The following is a 21,377-nucleotide window of genomic DNA, read 5'->3' as shown; positions in this document are numbered from 1 at the left end:
ACATAGGCATTAATGATGCATGAAGCCTTCACTAACATCTGAATTAATAAGAAAAATGAACTGATGAAAAAGTTATGTCGCTAGTCAATTTTACTGAAATTACTGTTAAGAGCACGGCTCGATTACACATGGGTTTTTTTGACTTGCATGGTGGCTTAGGGCGTAAATTTGGAAGTATAGGCTTAAGTTTAGCTGCCCCTAGCATTGAGCTATCAGCGATGCGCTCTGAAAAGCTTTGTGTTAGTGGTTTTGCAAGTCATCGTGCTGAAGAGATTGCACGTCTATTGATTGCTAAACTCAATATTACAGGCGCAGTGAACCTTGCTATCAAGCAAACTATGCCAGAGCATGCAGGTATGGGCTCTGGTACGCAGTTTGCATTAACGATTGGTACAGCGATCAGTCAATTATATAGTTTGAATTTAAATACGGCGCAGATAGCTGAATTGACAGGTCGCGGTGGTCGCTCTGGTATTGGTATTGCTGCATTTGATCAAGGTGGATTGTTAATTGATGGGGGACGTGTTTCTCATGTGGCTAGTTCGCATGCAAGTAAAGCGCCCCCATTAATTGCACGTTATGATTTTCCGGAAGATTGGCGAATATTGCTTATACTAGATAATAATCAGCCAGGAATTCATGGTGAAGAGGAGTTGGCTGCATTTAAAACATTACCTATTTTTCCAGAAAATCTAGCAGCACATTTATGTCGCAGTGTGTTGATGCAGGCGATGCCAGCAATGGTGGAAAAAGATTTAACGGCATTTGGGTATAGTATTAGAGAGTTGCAAATGCATGTTGGAGATTATTTTGCGCCTGCCCAAGGTGGGCGTTATGCTAGCAAGTATGTTGGTGCAGTTTTGCAGCATTTGGAAACATTGGGTGTGGCTTGTTATGGGCAGAGTTCATGGGGACCAACTGGATTTGCTGTATTTGAAAATGAAGAACTGGCGCAGAAAACCATGCTAGAACTCAAAATGAAATTTACTGAACCTAACTTAACATGGCAAATATGTAGTGCCAACAATAATGGCTCTGAAATACTCACAGCTTAATATATGCACCAAATTTTTTAGAGCACCAAATTTTAGAGAAGCCGAGATCATGGAAAAAGATAGTATTTTACATTTAATCACTGCTGCTAAGAATGCCAGTCCATTTGATGTGAACATGGCTATAGATGCAGGATTTGACCAAGTTATCCCTTACACCAACGTCGCGCTTTCTGAGGTGGTTGGTTTAACGCAAGATGCTATTTTTTCACGAAGTCCATCAGGTATTAAGCGCGAGTCTATATTTATAGGTGGACGCGATATTGATTTAGCCATGGATATGCTAGGCGCAGCAGAAAAAGCCATGTTTCCACCATTCGAAATTTCGGTATTTGCTGACCCATCGGGTGCTTTTACTACTGCAGCAGCGATGGTTGCCAAGGTGGAATTGCAACTTAAAAAACATTTTCATACGGATTTAGCGGGTAAGCGAGTTGCCATATTTGGCGCAACTGGCCCTGTTGGTGGATGTGTCGCGGTTATTACAGCGAATTTAGGCGCAGAAGCCATTCTAGTCGGACACAAAACAGTAGATGAAGTCCGTGAAAAAGCGGATGGTTACAATCAGCGTTATGGTACTAGAATCGGTTTTGCCGACGGCACTAATGAAAATGCAAAACAAGCCATCGTAAATACTGCTGACGTAGTGTTGTGTGCAGCTGCAGCCGGCATTCGTGTTGTCACCATTCAGCAAATAGCGCAATCAAAAACCTTAAAAGTGATTGCTGATGTCAATGCAGTAGCTCCTACAGGTGCAGAAGGCGTTGATGTGATGGCAGATGGTGTGGTGATTGAAGGGACGCAAGTTGTAGGCATAGGCGCATTGGCGATTGGTAATTTGAAATACACAACACAACATAATTTGCTTAATCAAATGCTCGCAGCTGATAAACCTTGCTATTTAGAGTTTATGGCGGCATTTGAAATGGCGCGTAGTTTAGGATAACTAGCCCCTAAATAATTAACTGCCTAAATAATTAGCGTGAAAGAAAAGCTTATTATCGCGGCGATTTCGGCGCGCGGGTATGTGCAAGCCGCGTATGAGCAAGCTTTCCGTGTAATTACTTTAGATGCTTTTGCTGACGTAGACACACAAGTGCTTGCTGAACAATGCTTTAAGGTTAAATTTGGCGAAAATGGAGTTGATGAAGTTGATTTTAAACATCAGTTTTCGCAAATAGAGATAGATGACGATTGCTGTTTTGTTTATGGTAGCTTATTTGATACAAAACCTGCCTTGCTGACATGGGTTGCAACGCGTGTAAGGGTGTTAGGTAATTCAGCCGAAACATTGCAAATAGCAAGAAGTTTTGACTTCTTTAGATTGCTAGATGATTTGAGTATCGTGCATCCCGAGGTGCAGTTGAACGTGCCAGATGACGCCAATAATTGGCTGGCAAAAAGTTTATTTAGCACTGGTGGTGCCCATGTAAAGCCAGCTTCAGTGTACAAAGACGGCGATTATTTTCAGCGAAAAATTGAAGGTGTGGCTGTTTCGTTGTTGTTTGTAGCGGATGGGAAAGCAGCGACAGTCATAGGTTTTAATCAACAATTTTGCGCACCTACACTTGAAATGCCGTATCGTTTTGCAGGTGCAGTTAGCAATGTAGTATTGCCTCTACAGGTGCAGCAGCAATTTGTTGAAGCGGCTGGAAAGTTAACCGCTGCGTTGGGTTTAAAAGGTATTAATAGCCTTGATGCGGTGCTTGAAGGTGAAAAGTTGTGGATATTAGAGTTGAACCCACGTTTGAGTGCAACTTTTAACCTCTATCCAAATTTGCTGCAATTGCACATAGGAGCTATTAGTGGTGAGTTTGTAAAGGTATCTAACGAGTTTGACCTAGCCAAAATGAGTACATCTAAAGCAGAATTGATTTTATATGCGGATCAGGTGCTTAATATCCCAGTAGATTTTAGTTGGCCAGATTGGGTTGCAGATATACCAAGTTTTGAAAATGAAAGCATTAAAATTGCTGAGAACGAACCTATTTGTACCGTGTTTGCGGAAGCACAAGATGCTTCTGCTGCACAGCAATTAGTATTACAAAAAACTAAAATATTAAAGAGGGAGCTGCTTCATGACTCAAAATAATACGATGGATGTGAGTGCTAATTCAATCAGCGTGAATCAGCGCGCTAACCTTATTGTCACGCAATTGCTTGCGCAGGCTGATGTTTTGCAACTTGGCATTTCTATTCATGCCTCTGGCTGTACGATTGTCGATGCAGGGATTCAGCATGCAGGCTGTGCTGAAGCGGGGCGCTTGATTGCAGAGATTTGTATGGGCGGGCTAGGTGAGGTCAGTTTGCAAGCAGACAATCGCTTTGCTGGTTTCACTGAGGCGATTGCCGTGACATCAAATCAACCAGTACTGGCCTGTTTGGCAAGCCAATACGCAGGTTGGGCGTTGAGCCATGAAAAGTTCTTCTCATTAGGTTCTGGCCCTGCACGCGCATTGGCGCAGCGTGAAGATTTGTTTAAAGAGCTAGCCTATAAAGATTCCGCTGATAGCACTTGCATCGTGCTGGAAACTGACAAAATTCCGCCAATGGAAGTCATTGATAAGATTGTGCGTGATACACAAGTTTCAGCAGAGGATCTGACGATTATTCTTACACCAACCACCAGTATCGCTGGCGTTGTGCAAATCGTTGGTCGCGTTTTAGAGGTGGCACTTCATAAAGCACATACTATTCACTTTCCCCTAAAAAATATTGTCAGCGGTTCAGGTGTAGCCGTTTTACCGCCTGTGTCTAAAGACTTTATGACGGCGATGGGTCGCACCAATGATGCGATTTTGTTTGGCGGTGAAGTAAGCTTGCAGGTACGTTGTGAAGACGCTGCGGCTGCAGAGCTTGCCTTAAATTTACCTAGTAGTTCATCTAAAGACTATGGCAAAACCTTTGCGCAAGTCTTTAAATTTTACAATATGGATTTTTATAAAATTGATGCCATGTTGTTTAGCCCTGCTAAGGTGACAGTGACTAATCTACAAACAGGCAAAGTTTTTGAAGGTGGTCAATTAAACGCAGACTTAATTGCGCTATCATTCGGAGATTAGTCTTTATGTAGTGAGTTGTTTTGAAAATCCCAATCTTTACTGATGACCCAGGCTGGCATGGCGCGCGTTTAAAAGAAGCTTTTGCTAAACATAATGTAGAAGCAGTTTACGTCTCGTTGCAAGACTGTGTCATCAATTTGAATGGCGCTCAGCCTAGTATTCAAATCCCCAATTTCGACACTCTGCCACCTGCGGTTTTCGTCCGCGGTGTTTCTGGCGGCACCATGCAGCAAGTGATTACGCGTTTAAACGTTTTACACATGCTGTCTATGCTCAAAGTCAATATCTATAACGATGTCAAAGCTATTGAGCGTACCGTAGATAAAGCGATGACTAGCTTTTTGTTGCAGAAAAATGGTGTGGCTACACCCGCAACTTGGGTCAGCGAGTCCAAAGCGCAAGTCGAAAGCTTTCGTCAAATCGCCCATCAAAATAATCAAACTTTAGTCTTAAAACCCTTGTTTGGTTCTCAAGGGTTGGGTGTTCGCAAGCTATTAGCCAATGAACCATTACCAGTGCCTATGCAGCAATTTGTCGATGGCGTCTATTATTTTCAGCAATTCATTGAAACTGGCGATGCGCCGCATGATTATCGCGTATTTGTTATTCATGGCAAAGTGGTCGCAGCCATGAGGCGCATAGGGAGTAGTTGGGTAAATAACGTTGCGGCAGGTGGTCGCTGTGAAAGCGTTCAGCTAGATGCCAATCACGAGATGACAACGCTAGCTATACAAGCCGCCTTAGCACTTGACATTGATTATTGTGGTGTTGATATTATTCAGTCTATTTCGGGTGAATATTATGTCTTGGAAGTCAATAGTGTACCAGCCTGGAAAGGCTTGCAGAGTGTGTCTAAGGTTGATATTGCACAATTATTAGTCGATGATTTTTTCTGTAAATTAGAGATTTCACAATGTTGACTTCAGCAAAATTAGCGCATGCCTATCGAAGTGCCTGCATGGCTGAGCTAGAGGCATTAAAGCCAGGTAACGTACATGTGTTTGCCGATGGTCATGGTATGAGAATACATGATTTTATCAAGAGCGCGGATGCTTCGGCAGCAGTTATCGCCCAAGCCAACTTAAGTGTGGGCGAGCGGATATTTCAATCAGTAAAAGCCACGCAAATGGCAGTAGGGATGAATACTAATTTAGGTATCATTTTACTCTGTGCGCCTTTGATTCATGCAGCTTTACATGTTAATCAGATTTCCGAAGGCGCAAATCAAAATTTGCAGCAGCGTTTGGGTTTCACTTTAAGTCAGTTGACTGTGGAAGACGCTACTTTAACTGGGCAAGCGATTGTGTTGGCAAATCCAGGAGGGTTAGGTAACTCTAACGTCAACGATGTTCACGAACCCTCTATTGTGAGCTTGCTAGAGATGATGGCTTCAGCACAGGATAAAGACCGCATTGCCTGGCAATATGCAAATGGTTTTGCCGATGTGTTTGAGTTTGGTTTGCCGCATTACAACAAAGCAATGCATAAGTGGAATAACCAAGCTTGGGCTACCACCGCACTGTATTTAGGCTTTTTAGCAAGACAATTAGATAGCCATGTCATCCGTAAGTACGGTGAAGCGTTAGCTAAAGAAGTTATGCAAGAGGCGATAGACCTACAATCCCTTCATTGGGCGACGGAAAACCCAAAATTAGTACAAAAGCATTTATTAGCATGGGATGCATCTTTAAAGTCTCGTAACATCAATCCCGGTACTAGTGCAGATTTAACGGTGACGTGCTTAATGGTGAGTAATTTTGAGGAAATTGTTTAGAAAATCTGAGTTTTTGTTGGGGTTTTTAGCCTAAAAGAGTATATTGTTTAGAATGTAAATTAATGATAATTTACAAGAATAATGTTAAATATCAAACATTTGGATTCTTTTTGGTATTTAAAAAATAGAAAATAAAAATTGAGAGTAAAGAATAATGGTGGAAGCTAATAAAAAACCGAAAGTTGCGTTTTTAGAGGATGATTTAGCTTATGCTGAAACAATTTTAGAGTGGTTTAACGAAGCAGGTTTTGAGGTAGACCACTTTGTTACGGGCTTAGATTTCCTTCGTAAGTTTTCTAATTCACAATATGACCTTTGTCTTTTTGATTGGTCACTACCCGACATGGAGGGCCCTGATGTGATGGTGAGCATCAAGCTCAGATCTAATAAGCTACCACCTATTATTTTTTTAACAGGTCGCAGCTCAGAAGATGACATTGTTCGTGTGATTGAGTCAGGTGCTGATGATTATATGGTGAAGCCAGCCAGCCGCCAGTTGATTATGGCACGCGTCAATGCGCTGCTGAGAAGAACACAACCTGAATATAAGAACGAAACGGTTTTTGATTTAGGTGGCTTAAAGATTGATACAAAGCAGCGCTTGGTCTTGTTGGATGGCGAGGAAATCAAACTAACGGACAAAGAGTTGGATTTGGCGTGGTATTTTTTGAAGAACGTTGGCGTGTTGCTATCCAGAGCACACCTGATGCAGGTGGTATGGGGGTCAAGCGCCGATATAGAAACGCGTAAGGTTGATGTGCATGTGAGTCATTTACGTACTAAGTTGAAGTTAACGCCAGAGTATGGATGGAGGCTTACTTCTATCTATCAGCAAGGTTACCGTTTAGAGAGAGCTGAGTAGTCAACCATGAAAAATTCTCTTTATATTTTCAGTATTACGCTGTTGCTTGTTAGTGAAGTTAGCCATGCTGATGACGTCAGTGCCGAGTGGAAGTCGGTGGGAAACCAAGAGACAGTTTGGGCTTATAGCGTTCTTAAAAACGATTCTTTTGAACGTGTTTATCAAAAGTATTTAAATAAGCGTGCCAATATTATTGCACTGTCAGAATACAACCATCATCCGCTCATCAAGAAATTGCAGCCAGCTCAGATCATCAACATCCCAGTTGAAATGCTCAGAAGAACACCAACTAACGCTCAGGTTTTGCTAGTTTATGGTGATGTAAATGCTAGTAATATCGCAGGTGATAATACGCATAAACTGAAAAAAGATGACTTGTTAGTATCTGGAGACTCCTTAAACATAGGTAAAAATAGTCTTGTAAAGTTGCTTTTGGCAGATGGCTCAAAGGTTGATATTCAGCCAAATTCTAATTTAAGTATTCAAGATAGTTATCAATACGTGGGCAAAGAAACCTTTGTAACGAATTTGAAGTTGGTCAAAGGTCGCACTCAAGTATCCGCTAATCCAGAGCATGTCGTAGGCAATACTTTAAAAGTACAAACCCCATCGGCGGTTGCAGCCGTTCGTGGTACGCAGTTTAGAGTGACTGCTGATGAGAGTCTTTCTTTGCAAGAAACTTTGGAAGGTCGAGTCGCATTTAGTGCAAGTGGTCAAGAGGTTTTGCTGGCTAAGGGTTACGGTAGCGTGGCAGAAAAAAATAAAGTACCTTTAGCGCCGATTCAATTACCCGGCGCGGTAGATGTAAGCGCATTACCAAAGTTATTTGAGCATAACTCTGCTGAGTTTGATTTTCCAGCACAGCAAGGCGTCGCTGCATGGACTGGACAGTTGGCTTTAGATGAGGACTTTACACAAATATTGAATGAGCAAACGACTCAGGCAGGCAAGTTGGTTTTTGCAGACTTAACCGATGGTCAATATTACTTGAAACTACGAACACAAGATCAGCATGGCTTGCAAGGTGTGGATGCAACGCATGTTTTTCATGTTAAAGCATTGCCACCAGAGCCCTTGTTAGAATTGGTTGAGCCTTTAGATGGTGCGGTGATTCCCCTAGCGCCAACCGATTTAAGCTGGACTCCCGTACCCATGGCGACTAGCTACCTCATACAAGTAGCTCGAGATATTAACTTTACTGATAATTTATATGAGCGACATAGTTCTTATAATAAACTCACTATTAATCAGTCGTTTGGTGCAGGCGTATTTTATTGGCGAGTTGCCGCATTGTCGGGTGGCAAACCACAAAAATTTTCAAACGTCAGAACATTTTCTCGTTAAACCTAGCGGTCTAAGTTTAGATCTTTAGTGTAGATATTATCCATCAGTGTGCTATTTAAATTTAACCAGCTAAGTGACCGTTTTTTTACAGCCATTATACTGACGCTTATTGCTTCAGTGCTGGCTTACAGTGGTTTGTTAGTTCGGTTTGATAACCTGCATTACGACCTAGGACGTTACCTCACTTTTAAGCCCGCACCAGCTGACATTGTGATTGTTGCAATTGACGAGACCAGCTTGAAAAGCATAGGTAGGTGGCCATGGTCTCGTAATGTGCATGCTGACTTAGTTAATAAACTCAAGCTAGAGCAAGCACGTGTAATTGGCTTGGATATTATTTTTTCTGAGCCAGAGTTGACTAATAACAAAGCTGATATGGCTTTGGCTCAAGCAATAGAAAAGGCTGGTAACGTAGTTTTGCCAGTGTTATTTGAGGAGCCATACAAAGGCTCGCCAATTAAACAAAGCGTACCTTTGGAAAGTTTTGCGCTGCATGCCGCAGCGTTAGGGCGAGTTCATGTGCCTTTGGATGCCGATGGTATTGCCCGTAGCATCTATTTGTGGGAAGGGCTGGGTTCAGCAAGTCTTCAGCATTTCTCGCAGGCGGTATTACAAGCCGCCACAGAGCTGCCTAGCAATATCAATCTATTTCCTAGCGGTGAGTTGCCCACAAAGGTATCTTCAAATAAATCAAATGACTTAATTTCACTTGATGAGCGCAGAGTTAAGTTTCTAGGGCCACCTGGACATTTCCGGCGTATTTCTTACATTAACGTGCTCACTGGAGAATTCCCCCCACATTTCTTTAAAGATAAAATTGTTTTGGTTGGCGCAACTGCTGTTGGTATGGGGGATGTATTGCCTACGCCAGTGTCAGCAAAAATGCAGCCCATGCCCGGTGTTGAGTTTCATGCAAATACTATTGCGGCGATGCGCAACTCTGCTTTAATTATTAACGTACCAATTTGGCTTACTTGTTTGATAAGCGTTATGTTGGCTTTGGTTCCATTACTGTTCTTGCCAAAGCTCAGCCCATTAAAATCTTTACTTTCTATTGTTGGATATTATTTTGTAGTGATGGTGATAGCTATCGCGATGCCATCTCTCTTTAATATTTGGGTGCCGCCAGCAAGCGCGTTAATCGCAATACTGCTTGCCTACCCTATATGGAGTTGGCGCAAACTGGAATCCGCTCAAGTTTATTTAGATAATGCGCTCAAAAATCTTCATGATGACTTAGCTTTGTTAGGTGTAGATAAAAAAGAGTTGGAGTATGAGAATGATCAAGACTCCATGCGTTCACGCATCTCTAATGTGCGATTGGCTTCTAAGCATTTACGAGACCTGCATAGTGTGAGGCGAGATACCTTATCTTTCATTTCACATGATCTACGGGCTCCGCTTGGCGCTGCAATAATGTTGCTAAATGAAGATGATGGTCATCAAAAGAATTTGCCACGTATTACCAATATGCTCAATAAATCGCTCTCTATGGCAGATAATTTTCTGCAGTCATCTCGAGCCGAAATGGCGGATGTGAGTAAATTCCAAGATTTAGATTTGGTGAGTCTCGTTCAACAAGCCTTGGATGATGTTTACGCAGTTGCACATTCAAAGAAAATAATACTCAATACACATTTGCCTGACGATAATCTTTGGCTGAAAGGTGATTTTGGTTTGTTGCAGCGTGCTGTTACGAATGTCTTGTTGAATGCAGTGAAGTACTCGCCAGTAGAAAGCATGATATATGTAGAGCTAGAAGAAAAAAATAACGAAGCAATATTAAGCATTACTGATGCTGGGCCGGGCATCGAACCAGAAAGAATCGCTAAGTTATTTAAGCGGTTTAGTCGAGCAGAAGGCGAACATCAGGCCGCAGAGGGCACAGGTTTGGGTCTGTATTTTGTAGATGTGACCATTCAAAAACATGGGGGCAGTGTTTTTGTACGCAGCGAGCTAGGTCATGGTGCAACATTTATTTTGACTTTGCCATTAGAATTGCAAAAAAATTAACTCAAAATCTAATCAACATTAACATAATGAATTTAACTATTAGCAATCAATGCGAAATTAGTTAGTCATAAAATGCTAATCAAACAGCGCATTTAACGACAGCGCTAGAATTTTAAGATATAATGTTGCACTAGATTTTATGCATGACTTCAGCAATTTCAAATATTTAATTAGCTTGCCTAGTTAACAGGTTTGGAAAGCAAGAATACTTTCAAATAATTTTCAGGAGGCAATCAATGGCAAATTTATTAGACCAACTCAAAGCAATCACAACTATCGTGGCTGATACTGGTGATGTAGAAGCGATTAAAGCAGTAAAACCAGTGGATGCAACAACTAATCCATCATTAGTTTTAAAAGCAAGTCAATTGCCACAATACGCACCTTTAATTGAAACTGCGATTGCTTATGCAAAAGCACAAGGTGGTACTAAAGCAGAGCAAATTGACAGTGCTGCTGATAAATTAGCGGTGTTGATTGGTGCTGAAATTACTAAAGAAGTACCAGGTCGTATCTCAACTGAAGTAGATGCACGTTTATCTTTTAACTTAGATGCAATGGTGGCTAAAGGCCGTAAATTAATCAAACTTTACGAAGAATCAGGTATCAGCAAAGACCGCGTGTTGATTAAATTAGCTTCAACATGGGAAGGTATCAAAGCAGGCGAGATTCTTGAAAAAGAAGGCATCCAATGTAACCTAACATTGTTATTCGGTTTCGGCCAAGCACGTGCGTGTGCTGAGGCTGGCGTATTCTTGATTTCACCATTCGTTGGTCGTATTTTAGACTGGTACAAAGCTAAAAACCCAACAACAGAATACACACAAGAAACAGATCCAGGTGTGGTTTCAGTGCGCGCAATCTATGCATACTACAAAGAGCATGGCTATAAAACAGTGGTAATGGGTGCTTCATTCCGTAACACTGGTGAGTTAATTGCATTGGCTGGTTGTGATCGTTTAACTGTTTCTCCAAACTTATTGCAAGATTTGGCAGCAACAGAAGGTACTTTAGTGCAAGTATTGAAAGATACTGGCGTGACTAAAACGCCACCAGCAAAAATGACTGAAGCAGAGTTCCGCTTTGAATTAAACCAAGATGCAATGGCTATTGAGAAATTGTCAGAAGGTATCCGTGGTTTCGTTGCGGATCAAAACAAACTTGAAGCGGCTTTAAGCGCAAAATTGTAATTTAGTCAAATTCTAAATTTTGTAATTTGACTGTAATGTTACAAGTTTAGAATTGACTTATATTTGCTAGACATTTACTATAAGTGTCCAGTTTTTAGTGTAGTAAAAAATTATAGTATTAAATTAGCATTTCAGCCTTAGATAAGGTTGGAATGGGATTTTTTACTAAAATAGCAATAAATTAGTAAGATTTTAAAAAATTATTAAACGGAGAAACACCATGGCATTAACACAAATGGCTTTAGATTCATTAGATTTTGACGGTACAGTTGCATTAGCAACATTAGTTGCACCACACGTAGACATTCTTGAAATCGGTACACCTTGCATTAAACACAACGGTGTTAAATTGCTTGAAGTTTTGCGCGCTAAATTCCCAAACAACAAAATCTTAGTTGACTTAAAAACAATGGATGCTGGTTTCTACGAAGCTGAGCCATTCTACAAAGCTGGCGCTGACATCTGTACAGTTCTAGGTTGTGCTGATATCGGTACAATCAAAGGCGTAATCGATGTTGCTAACAAATACGGCAAAAAAGCTCAAGTTGACTTGATCAACGTTGCTGATAAAGCTGCTAAAACTAAAGAAGTTGCTGCTGCTGGCGCGCACATCATTGGCGTTCACACTGGTTTAGATCAACAAGCTGCTGGTCAAACACCATTCACTGACTTAGCTTTGGTTGCTGCTTTGAACCTAGGCGTTGAAATCTCAGTTGCTGGTGGCGTTAAAGCTGCTACAACTGCACAAGTACGTGATGCTGGCGCTACTATCATTGTAGCTGGTGCTGCTATCTACGGTGCTGCTGATCCTGCTGCTTCTGCTGCTGAAATCACAGCTATTGCTCACGCTTAATTTAAGCATTGGTTTTAATTAACCAAGTCCAATAAGAAATTATTGACATGAGTAATTAAAAAATCCCGACTCTTAATCGAGTCGGGATTTTTTTTAATAAAGTGTAAATCACGGTGCATTTAAATACGGTACTATTTAATAAGTACCTTTGAATATTAAGGAAAAAATGATGAGTAGCAGTCAAAAACTAATTTTAGATAAATTAACTAGCATTTTGTCTGAAACAGACAATTCTAAAGCCGCTGAGCTTTTGAAGCTGGTTGAAGGTGCTGGTCGTACATTCATTGGTGGTGCAGGTCGCTCACTATTAGTTTCACGTTTCTTTGCAATGCGCTTAGTGCATGCAGGATACAACGTCAGCATGATTGGCGAAGTGGTCACTCCAGCAATCAAAGCTGGTGATTTGTTGCTTTTGGTTTCAGGTTCAGGCGGTACAGAAACATTATTGCCTTTTGTTAAAAAAGCAAAATCTGTTGGTGCTAAACTAGTTGTTGTTTCTATGAAGAAATCATCTGCAATGGCAGATGTTGCTGACTTGGTTATCCAAATTGGTAACGATAGCAGCTTCCCGCTAACAAAAGGTATGCCAATGGGCTCACAATTTGAGCTTTCAACTTTGGTATTCTTGGAAGCAGCTATTGCTGATTTGATTTTCGCTAAAGACTTAACAGAAGAAGGCATGCGTGCAATTCATGCAAACTTAGAGTAATTGTCTAAAAGTAATTATTTTAAAGTAATTATTTTTGTTTGTTAAAAGCCCGACTTGTCGGGCTTTTTATTGGCTTAAAATTTATTGCTTGATACTTTCAAGTTGCTCAGTTGAAATTTGCTTCTGGTGTAGAGCCGTGGCGAGTAATGCGGCGTTTATCCCCATTTCTTTTAGCGCAACTAAATCGTCGGCATTTCTAATGCCACCAGCCGCAATGATATTAAAGCTCTTTGCGCGTGCCATAGTCTTTTGCAGCAAATCTATATTCGTACCATTATTTGCCCCAACATTGCTTAGAGACATCACAATTACATCCTGTGGCCAATATTCTATATTGGTAAGCAGTTCTACTGGACCTTGGTAGGCAAGAGGCATGAAATCTAACGATAAAATATAGTTTTTGTCTTGAATATTAAGCGAAGTGTAATTGTTGATATGAGGGAAGTTTTCACTGCCGATTATTAAGCGAGTATCGAGCTCCAGCCAAAGACTCAGTTCGGCGTTGTTGCTAATGCCGGCATCCACCCACAACTCAAGCGCAGAGTAGCGCTCTTTAATGGAGGCAATCACGTTATAATTATTTTTGTAGTTAGCGTCTAGCTTTTGAATGGCATTTAAGTCCGCAATATAGAGCTGCTGAAACGGATAAACATCTAATAAAGCCGCTACAATATCTAATGGTTGCGATGATGGTGTAAGCTGAGAATGTATCGCTTGATATGTTGCTCGGTCACCTTTTTTTGCATGAACCACCACGCCATTTAATAAATCGATTACTGGAATAACTTTCAAAATGGAATCGCCTAAAATAGAACCGCTATTAAAACTGTTTGTATGCGAGTTTATCACTGGTGGCGGCTTATGTGCAGAGGCATTGCCTGCATCGCTGGTTCAAGAGGGTACGTTAATGCGTGATGCGTTGCTGGCGGACTTGATTGAGGTTGATGGTTATGAAATTGTGACAACACATGATAATAGATTAGCGGCGTCGCCCTTAGTTAAAAGCAGTTTGCAAGTTGATAGCAACTTCGAAGATAACTTTAAAATCATGCTGACTCAGGTTGATTTGGTTTGGCTGATTGCCCCAGAGTCAAATGGCACTTTGTTGAAACTAAGCGAGATGTGCTACGAAGCCGATGTGATTTTTCTAGGTTGTGAGTTTGATTCTACTTTAATTGGCACTAGTAAATCTTTAGCTTACGAAGCTTTAGATGAAGCTAAAATTTTCACAATACCTACCATTGCAGGTGATGATTTTGTACAAGATGCAGCTTTTTCTGTGGCTAAATCTCTGCAAGTCCCTATTCATAGCCGTTGGGTTGCAAAGCCTGAAGATGGTGCTGGTTGCGATGGTATTAAAGTATTTGATGATTTGCAAAAACTAATGTCTTGGCTAAAACAAGATGATCGATATTTGAACTATATTATTCAGCCATATCAGCAAGGTATTGCTGCGAGCTTGTCTATGCTATGTCGCGCTGGCAAGGGTTGGTTATTAAGTTGTAATAAGCAAAATATCAGCCTTAATTTTGATACGTTTAACTTAGGTGGCGTTATGGTAAACGGCATGCAGGCTTATTGGCAACGGTTTGAAACACTTGCTCGCAAAGTTGCTAAAATGTTACCAGACGCATCTGGATATATAGGTGTTGATGTGATTGTCGATGCTGAAAACGACAAGATTTATGTTGTTGAAATTAACCCACGACTTACCACTAGTTATGTTGGTTTGCGCGAGGCAATTGGGCATAATCCAGCCAAAATAATTTTAGAAAGTATTAAAGACTCCAAATTTACGATGCCTGTGTTGCAAAGAAACATGGTTGAAATTGCATTATGAACAAATCACCTATTATAGGCTGGGATGTAGGCGGGGCGCATCTTAAAGCCGCGATGCTGAATGCTGAAGGTAACTTGTTGCGAGTACTTCAAGTGCCATGTGCGTTGTGGCGCGGTTTGAATGAATTAGAAGTAGCCATTGATGAGGTGTTAAGTCAGTTTTCTACTTCAGCGGCAATACACGCAATTACAATGACAGGCGAGCTTGTTGATTTATTTGCTAATCGTCAAACTGGTGTAAATGAAATTAGCCACGTAATGCATGCAAAACTTGCAGGTGCTAAGCTTTTTTACACCGGCGCATCCGATTTAGATTTTGCTGGATTTGTAACGATAGATGAAGTGAATGCGCATTGGCAGCATATTGCTTCTGCCAATTGGTTGGCAAGTGCGGGTTTTGTTGCCAAGCAAGTAGGGCATGCCTTGTTCATTGATATTGGCAGTACAACCTCAGATTTTGTTTTGATTGCAGAGCATCAGCCAGTTTGCTTGGGCTTAACCGACGCTGCACGTATGCAAACTGAGGAGTTGGTTTACACTGGTGTGATACGCACTCCACTGATGGCGCTTACGCAAAAGATTCAGTTTGAGGATACGGTTACGTCTGTTGCAGCTGAGTATTTCGCGGCTACAGCTGACGTATACCGATTGACGGATGACTTAGTTGGCGAAGATGATATGACAGACACCGCAGATGGCAAAGAAAAGACAGTCTATGCAAGTACAAAACGACTTGCACGCATGATAGGGCACGATGCCGATGATAAGCCTTTAGATACTTGGGTAGCGTTAGCACAAGCATTTAAACAGCAGCAAGTTTCGCGTTTGCAAGAAGTGGCAACCAAGCATATTTCACGCGTCAAAAATAATACCAAATTAAGTATCATAGGCGCAGGTGCAGGCAGTTTTATAGCACGAGAAATCGCCGAAAGTATGAAGTTACCATATTTAGACGTGGCAGACTTGATTGCTAATTCGCAATCTTCTAACGATTGTGAATTAAAACATTGGGCAACTGTCTGTTTGCCTGCCTATGCTGTAGCTAATTTGGCATTCCATAATAATCAAATGCAATAGAATCCGACATGAATTTGCTTAAACATAATTTGAAATATCAGGTGAATACAGCGCAGTTATTTAAGCGCCTAAGTCACAAACCCTGGGCGATACTGCTCGATAGCGGCCAGCCACAAAGCCAATATGGGCGTTATGATATTATTGTGGCAGATCCTTTTGTCACAGTGAGCACCGTCGACGATGGTGCTAAAACTAAGACGGAGATTACTCGGCAGGGTCACGTGGAGGTGAGTTCGGATAATCCATTCGATATTCTGAACAGCCTGATGGCTCCTTATAAAGCCGCGCAAAATGTTTTGCCATTTTGTGGGGGAGCGGTTGGCTATTTTGCTTATGATTTAGCGCGACAGGTTGAAACTTTGCCTAATTTGAGTTTACTCAATCCTACTATTCCGCACATGATGGTAGGAATTTACGATTGGGCAGTGGTAGTCGATCATCGTGAGAAAACGGCCTGTTTGATTTCAAATGGCTTTCAGCAATCTACGCGCGATGGTTGGGCTGATTTATGCGCCTTGTTTGATGCGCCTATAGCGTCACAAAATTTAGGTTCCTTTGAGTTAACAACTGCTGTCAGCAGCAATATGGACTTTAGCCAGTACGCCAAGGCTTTTAATGCGATTAAACGTTACATTATTGAAGGTGATTGCTACCAAGTGAATTTAGCGCAACGTTTCTCGGCCAAAGCACATGGAAATGCTTGGGTTGCTTATAATAAGTTAAGGGAAATTAGCCCAGCACCGTTTATGGCTTATATGAATTTTGGTCATTTGCAGGTGCTTTCAGGGTCGCCAGAGCGATTTTTGCAGGTGATAGGCAACCATGTCGAAACTCGACCAATTAAAGGCACTAGGCCGCGTTCTGAAGATGCTGAGCAAGATCAGCAATATGCAGATGATTTACAAGCGAGCATTAAAGACCGTGCTGAAAACTTGATGATTGTTGATTTATTGCGTAACGATATCAGTAAGAGTTGCGAGATTGGCTCAGTGAAGGCTGACAAACTGTTTCTATTACAAAGCTTTGCTAACGTGCATCATCTGGTCAGTATCGTCACTGGAATATTAAAACCGGGCAAATCTGTCATTGATTTACTCCGCGGTTGTTTTCCCGGCGGATCGATTACAGGTGCGCCAAAGTTAAGATCCATGCAAATTATTGAAGAATTAGAACCCAACCGACGCGGCGTTTATTGTGGCGCCATTGGCTATATTGGCTTTGATGGCAATATGGATACGAATATTGCGATTCGTACTGCTGTCTATTCGCAAGATGAGAATGGCTCAGGTGAAATCAATTTTTACGCTGGTGGTGGCATTGTGGCAGATTCAGTTTTAGAAAAAGAATATGCTGAAACTTTGGATAAAGCTTCAAGTATGATGAAGACTATGCGATTTTTTACGCATGGGAAGTAGGTAAGCCTTTGAGGGTAGTCACATGTGGGTAATCAAACTAGGCGGTAGTTTGCTTGGCGCACCAGAACTGGCGCACTGGTTAGAGTTGCTAGTAAAATTTGGTGACGGTAAAGTGGTGATTGTGCCTGGTGGCGGTTTGTTTGCAAACTCTGTGCGCGAGGCGCAGCAAATTTCAAATGCTAGCGATGAAGTCGCACATCAATTAGCACTTTTAGCAATGGATCAGTTTGGCATATTGCTTGCGAGTATGAACCCTAGCTTGGTTACCGCCAGTAGTGAGTTGGAGCTAGCGGAGCGCGGCTGGCAACATCGAGGCATAGTGTGGCTACCCAGCAAAATGGCCTTGGCTGATACAAGCATTCCGCAAAACTGGCAGGTGACATCCGATAGTTTGAGCGCGTGGCTTGCCAATAAATTAGACGCGGAACAGTTGATATTGGTGAAGTCTAAGTCTTTAATCACCTATCAAAAAGAAGCGCCAAGCAAGTTACAGCATTTAGTAGATGATGAATTGATAGATAGTCAATTTGTTAATTTTTCCGCGGATAAGAGTTTTCAAACATGGGCATTAAATAAAGCAGATTACTCAATTTTTGAGCAAGGTTTTAGTGTTCAAAAGCTGCAAGAAAAAGGCTTGCAGCTCAATAATATAATCAGTTAAAGGTGATGTTATGACGACAAGTAAAGTGTATTCAGACCAAGAAGTTGAAGAGAAATTAAAGGCTGAACTGCCGCATTGGTTTTTAGAGAATGGCTGGATACGCCGTAAGTATAGAACTAGCGGCTGGAAAGCCACGCTCATGGTGGTGAATACGGTAGGGCATTTGGCTGAAGCGGCATGGCATCATCCAGATTTAACAGTTTCTTATGCATTTGTAATTGTGAAGTTGTGCACCCATGACGCTAAAGGCATCACAGATAAAGACTTTGAGTTAGCAACGAAGATTGAATCAGTGATTGCTTGGCAACCGGCATTAGAAGGTGGTGTGCTAGAAGGCACACCTAATGAAGATGCGCGTTTTAAGTATATTAAATACGATTAACTTTAATAGCTACTATGTAAATCTCTCTTTTTTAAACTGCCCGAAATGCAACATAATCGTGGGCAGTATTAACAAGTTTAAAATCGTAGAAGTCACTAAACCCCCAACGATAATCGTCGCCATTGGACCTTCGATTTCTCGTCCTGGTTGGCCGCTGCCAATGGCTAAAGGTAGTAAGCCCAGCGCCGTTACTAGTGCAGTCATTAATATTGATGGTAGGCGTTCAGATGCCCCACGTATGCAGGTTTCTAGTCCCCAAACACAGTTTTCTTCGTCAATCAGGTGTTGATAGTGAGATACCATCATGATTGAGTTTCTAAGCGTGATGCCAAATAATGTGACAAAGCCAACTAAAGAACCTAATGAAATCCAACCACCGGTAAACATGGCTGCAATCACGCCGCCAATCAGTGCGAAGGGTAGGTTAGCAAAAGTGAGCAGTAAATTGCGTAATCTGCCAAAGGCGATATACAACATTAGGAATATACCAACCGCTGCGAGCAATGAGTGCACAATTAAGTCTTCACGAGATTTTGCATTGGCTTCAGCTTCGCCTGTATAAGTCACAAAATTGCCAGATGATAATTGGACTTCAGTTTTAATACGCTTTTTCATTTCCCTGGCAAAGCTGGCAATGTCACGATTATGGATGTTGCAAGTGACGGTTTGGATACGTTTAGCCCCTGCATGTAGAATTTTTGAACGGCCATTTTCTTGGCTAATGTCTGCTACATCCTTGAGATAAATAATCTTACCGTCAGGATTTTTAAGAGGTAGTGAGCCAATTTCACGCAAATCATCTCGTACTGAACGGCTGAACATCACATTCACGCTGGTCACTTGATTGCCTTGATAGATTTGAGAAGCTTGTACACCCTCATAAGCTGCTTGAATGTTTTCTAGTACATCAAGCGATTGTAAACCATACAAGGCAAGCCGTTCTGGTCGTAAGCGTATTGTAAGTTCTGGGGTGCCTGGTGGAGATTGAATTTGTATTTCTGACGCGCCTGGAATACTGCTAAGTATGTTGGCCACTTCGCGGGCATCGCGGTCTAAAGCATCTAAATCTTGCCCATGAATATTAATTACCATGGCGGCGGTAAAGCCCGAAATGGTTTCTTCAATACGTTCAGTTAAAAAAGTGTTGATGGCAAAGGTCACGCCAATAAAGCCTGTTTCAGCTTTGCCATCATTGTCGTCATCTACAGCTTCGCCCGCTAATTCTTCGCGAATATTATCGAGCACGCGGTTTTGTTCAGGGCCTGACAAGCTATCTAACTCCACCTCAAACTCGCTATAGTGTGTGCCAAACGTATCTGCTGCATTAGGCGCGCGACCAACCCATTGCGTCACTGATTTAACACCTTTGATGTGGCCAACAACCGCAGCAACTTTTTCACCTATACGTAAAGACTCTCGCGCCGACGTTCCAGGCACAGCAGTCATGTGCATGATGTAATGGCCTTCATGCAGATTTGGGATAAACTGGCTTTTAAATAAAGGCAAAATACCTAGGCCTAGTGCAATGACGATGGTTGTCAGGCTAATCACCATCACGTAATTACGTTCAATGCGTTGCAATAATCGGACGTAACCTTTTTTCATCCAAGCAATGAGTGGTGGGTCGCTACTGTCTAATTTTCCGCGAGAAAAAAATATATAACACAGCGCAGGCGTTAATGTGAGGGCTACCACTAAAGAAGCTACAATCGCACTGATATAAGCATAGCCCAAAGGTGCAAACAGTTTGCCTGCTACACCTGATAGCGTTAGTAGCGGTAAAAATACCAGCACGACAATAATCGTGGCGTACACAACCGAGCTACGCACTTCCATAGAGGCATTAAATACGACTTGATGTGCAGGCTGAGGGTTAGTTAACAGCCGATTTTCACGCAAGCGTCTAAAAATATTCTCAGTGTCAATAATCGCATCATCGACCACTTCGCCCAATGCAATCGCTAAGCCGCCTAGCACCATAATGTTCAAACCAGTGCCGAAGTAGCCTAGCACGATGGTGGCTGCGAGTAGTGAAAGTGGAATAGCCGTGGCAGAAATAAACGCGGTTCGTACATTAAACAGAAATAAAAATAACACGGCAATGACTAGCGTTGAACCAATCAAAATATCAGTCTTAACGCCATCGATTGCGGTTTCGATAAAGCTAGCAGGGCGGAACAGTGCAGGATAAAACGTGATTTGCTGTGCTTTTAATTCTGGTGACAGCTCGCGCATGGCTTTTTCAACCGCCTCGGTCACCGCTTTAGTATTAGCGCCCAATTGACCTTGTACAGAAAAGTACACACCTTCTTTGCCGTTAATAGCAGCGGCACTAATGGCTGGTGCCGCGCCCTCAACTACTTGGCCTAAGTCGCTCAAACGTACTGTTTGACCATTACGGTGCACAATAGGCATTTGCCCAAGCTGACCTATGTTTTTAGCTTGGCCTTCTGTATTAATTAAAATACGTTGATTATTATTTTCAATATAACCCGCGCCGCGTACGCCTGTGACACGTGCCGTTGCTGTCAGTACTTCTTGAATCGATAAGTTGTAGCGTATGAGTTTGCTAGGGTCCACCAGAATCTGAAATTGCCGTACATCCCCACCCAATACGTTCACATCTGCCACGCCAGGCACCGCCATAATGTGTGGGCGAATTGTCCAATCCACCAACGTGCGTAGCTCCATCAAGCTACGTTTGTCTGAGGTAATGCCCATCCCTAGAACCGTACTGGCGCTTGATGCCAATGGGGTGATATTAGGCACGATATTTTTTGGTAATTGATTGTTCAGTGTGGCTAATCGCTCAGCCACCACTTGTCTATTGCGATATATATCAGTATGTTCATCAAAAACAATAGTGATAACAGACAGGCCAGGAATAGATTGAGAGCGCATAGACTCAACCCCTACTGTACCTGAGAGCGTGGTTTCTATCGGTTGCGTGACTAACTGTTCTACTAGGTTAGAAGATAAACCCGGCGATTCAGTTTGTATAACAACTTGTGTAGGTGAAAATTCTGGAAAGACGTCTAAATTTGTGCGGCTAAGACCATATATGCCATACACGATGAGCAGGCATGCCAAGCCAATAACTACGCCATGAAAGCGAATGGAAAAACGGACGAGGGCGGACATCAT

The 21,377-nt window shown here is 42.0% G+C and carries 19 protein-coding genes; 17 read left to right on the top strand and 2 right to left on the bottom strand.

The features are described 5' to 3' along the window. Window positions 1-74: 74 nt before the first annotated feature. The 12 genes from M301_RS07945 to hxlB all read left to right on the top strand — a co-directional run bounded on the left by M301_RS07945 (window position 75) and on the right by hxlB (window position 12,859). Window positions 75-1,055, top strand: coding sequence for a beta-ribofuranosylaminobenzene 5'-phosphate synthase family protein (locus M301_RS07945; RefSeq protein WP_013148249.1), 981 nt, complete (start codon window positions 75-77; stop codon window positions 1,053-1,055). Window positions 1,056-1,104: 49 nt separating this feature from the next. Beyond that, window positions 1,105-1,998, top strand: a complete 894-nt coding sequence (locus tag M301_RS07940) for an NAD(P)-dependent methylenetetrahydromethanopterin dehydrogenase (protein ID WP_013148248.1) — start codon at window positions 1,105-1,107, stop codon at window positions 1,996-1,998. A 36-nt stretch (window positions 1,999-2,034) separates the two neighbouring features. Continuing rightward, window positions 2,035-3,144, top strand: a complete 1,110-nt coding sequence (locus M301_RS07935; protein ID WP_013148247.1) for an ATP-grasp domain-containing protein — start codon at window positions 2,035-2,037, stop codon at window positions 3,142-3,144. Next, a complete protein-coding gene (gene mch, locus M301_RS07930; protein ID WP_013148246.1) occupies window positions 3,131-4,114 on the top strand; it encodes a methenyltetrahydromethanopterin cyclohydrolase in 984 nt (327 codons plus the stop codon). The genes M301_RS07935 and mch overlap by 14 nt, the downstream gene beginning before the upstream one ends. Window positions 4,115-4,134: 20 nt before the next feature. Further along, complete coding sequence (locus M301_RS07925) at window positions 4,135-5,034, top strand: ATP-grasp domain-containing protein (protein ID WP_013148245.1); 900 nt, start codon at window positions 4,135-4,137, stop codon at window positions 5,032-5,034. Next, a complete protein-coding gene (locus tag M301_RS07920; protein WP_013148244.1) occupies window positions 5,028-5,888 on the top strand; it encodes a triphosphoribosyl-dephospho-CoA synthase in 861 nt (286 codons plus the stop codon). The genes M301_RS07925 and M301_RS07920 overlap by 7 nt, the downstream gene beginning before the upstream one ends. Before the next feature lie 154 nt (window positions 5,889-6,042). After that, window positions 6,043-6,750, top strand: coding sequence for a response regulator transcription factor (locus M301_RS07915; RefSeq protein WP_013148243.1), 708 nt, complete (start codon window positions 6,043-6,045; stop codon window positions 6,748-6,750). Window positions 6,751-6,756: 6 nt separating this feature from the next. Beyond that, window positions 6,757-8,094: a FecR family protein gene (locus M301_RS07910; RefSeq protein WP_013148242.1), complete on the top strand. Its 1,338-nt coding sequence runs from the start codon at window positions 6,757-6,759 to the stop codon at window positions 8,092-8,094. 48 nt (window positions 8,095-8,142) lie between these two features. Further along, the gene (locus M301_RS07905) at window positions 8,143-10,107 is read left to right on the top strand and encodes a CHASE2 domain-containing protein (RefSeq protein ID WP_013148241.1); all 1,965 of its coding nucleotides are present in this window, start codon (window positions 8,143-8,145) and stop codon (window positions 10,105-10,107) included. A 236-nt stretch (window positions 10,108-10,343) separates the two neighbouring features. Continuing rightward, the gene (tal, locus tag M301_RS07900) at window positions 10,344-11,297 is read left to right on the top strand and encodes a transaldolase (protein WP_013148240.1); all 954 of its coding nucleotides are present in this window, start codon (window positions 10,344-10,346) and stop codon (window positions 11,295-11,297) included. 220 nt (window positions 11,298-11,517) lie between these two features. Continuing rightward, window positions 11,518-12,150: a 3-hexulose-6-phosphate synthase gene (gene hxlA, locus M301_RS07895; protein WP_013148239.1), complete on the top strand. Its 633-nt coding sequence runs from the start codon at window positions 11,518-11,520 to the stop codon at window positions 12,148-12,150. Window positions 12,151-12,319: 169 nt separating this feature from the next. Next, window positions 12,320-12,859: a 6-phospho-3-hexuloisomerase gene (gene hxlB, locus M301_RS07890; protein WP_013148238.1), complete on the top strand. Its 540-nt coding sequence runs from the start codon at window positions 12,320-12,322 to the stop codon at window positions 12,857-12,859. 81 nt (window positions 12,860-12,940) lie between these two features. On the opposite strand, the gene M301_RS07885 is transcribed toward hxlB, so the two are convergent. Beyond that, the gene (locus M301_RS07885; RefSeq protein WP_013148237.1) at window positions 12,941-13,651 is read right to left on the bottom strand and encodes a HisA/HisF-related TIM barrel protein; all 711 of its coding nucleotides are present in this window, start codon (window positions 13,649-13,651) and stop codon (window positions 12,941-12,943) included. 1 nt (window position 13,652) lies between these two features. On the opposite strand from M301_RS07885, the gene M301_RS07880 reads away from it, so the two are divergent. The 5 genes from M301_RS07880 to M301_RS07860 are packed head-to-tail and all read left to right on the top strand — an operon-like array spanning window position 13,653 to window position 18,233. Next, window positions 13,653-14,699: an ATP-grasp domain-containing protein gene (locus tag M301_RS07880; protein ID WP_013148236.1), complete on the top strand. Its 1,047-nt coding sequence runs from the start codon at window positions 13,653-13,655 to the stop codon at window positions 14,697-14,699. After that, window positions 14,696-15,775: a hydantoinase/oxoprolinase family protein gene (locus M301_RS07875; RefSeq protein WP_013148235.1), complete on the top strand. Its 1,080-nt coding sequence runs from the start codon at window positions 14,696-14,698 to the stop codon at window positions 15,773-15,775. The genes M301_RS07880 and M301_RS07875 overlap by 4 nt, the downstream gene beginning before the upstream one ends. An 8-nt stretch (window positions 15,776-15,783) precedes the next feature. Next, entirely contained in the window at window positions 15,784-17,190 is a 1,407-nt protein-coding gene (gene pabB / locus M301_RS07870; RefSeq protein ID WP_013148234.1) for an aminodeoxychorismate synthase component I, read from the top strand. Window positions 17,191-17,212: 22 nt separating this feature from the next. After that, window positions 17,213-17,851, top strand: a complete 639-nt coding sequence (locus tag M301_RS07865; RefSeq protein WP_013148233.1) for an amino acid kinase family protein — start codon at window positions 17,213-17,215, stop codon at window positions 17,849-17,851. A gap of 10 nt (window positions 17,852-17,861) precedes the next feature. After that, the gene (locus tag M301_RS07860; RefSeq protein ID WP_013148232.1) at window positions 17,862-18,233 is read left to right on the top strand and encodes a 4a-hydroxytetrahydrobiopterin dehydratase; all 372 of its coding nucleotides are present in this window, start codon (window positions 17,862-17,864) and stop codon (window positions 18,231-18,233) included. 12 nt (window positions 18,234-18,245) lie between these two features. Here the strand turns inward: M301_RS07860 and M301_RS07855 are convergent, their stop codons facing one another. After that, the gene (locus M301_RS07855; RefSeq protein WP_013148231.1) at window positions 18,246-21,377 is read right to left on the bottom strand and encodes an efflux RND transporter permease subunit; all 3,132 of its coding nucleotides are present in this window, start codon (window positions 21,375-21,377) and stop codon (window positions 18,246-18,248) included.

The organism is Methylotenera versatilis 301, from assembly GCF_000093025.1.
GTDB lineage: Bacteria > Pseudomonadota > Gammaproteobacteria > Burkholderiales > Methylophilaceae > Methylotenera > Methylotenera versatilis.
The sequence above is the reverse complement of the archived record's forward strand: the minus strand, read 5'-3'. Positions and strand labels throughout refer to the sequence as shown.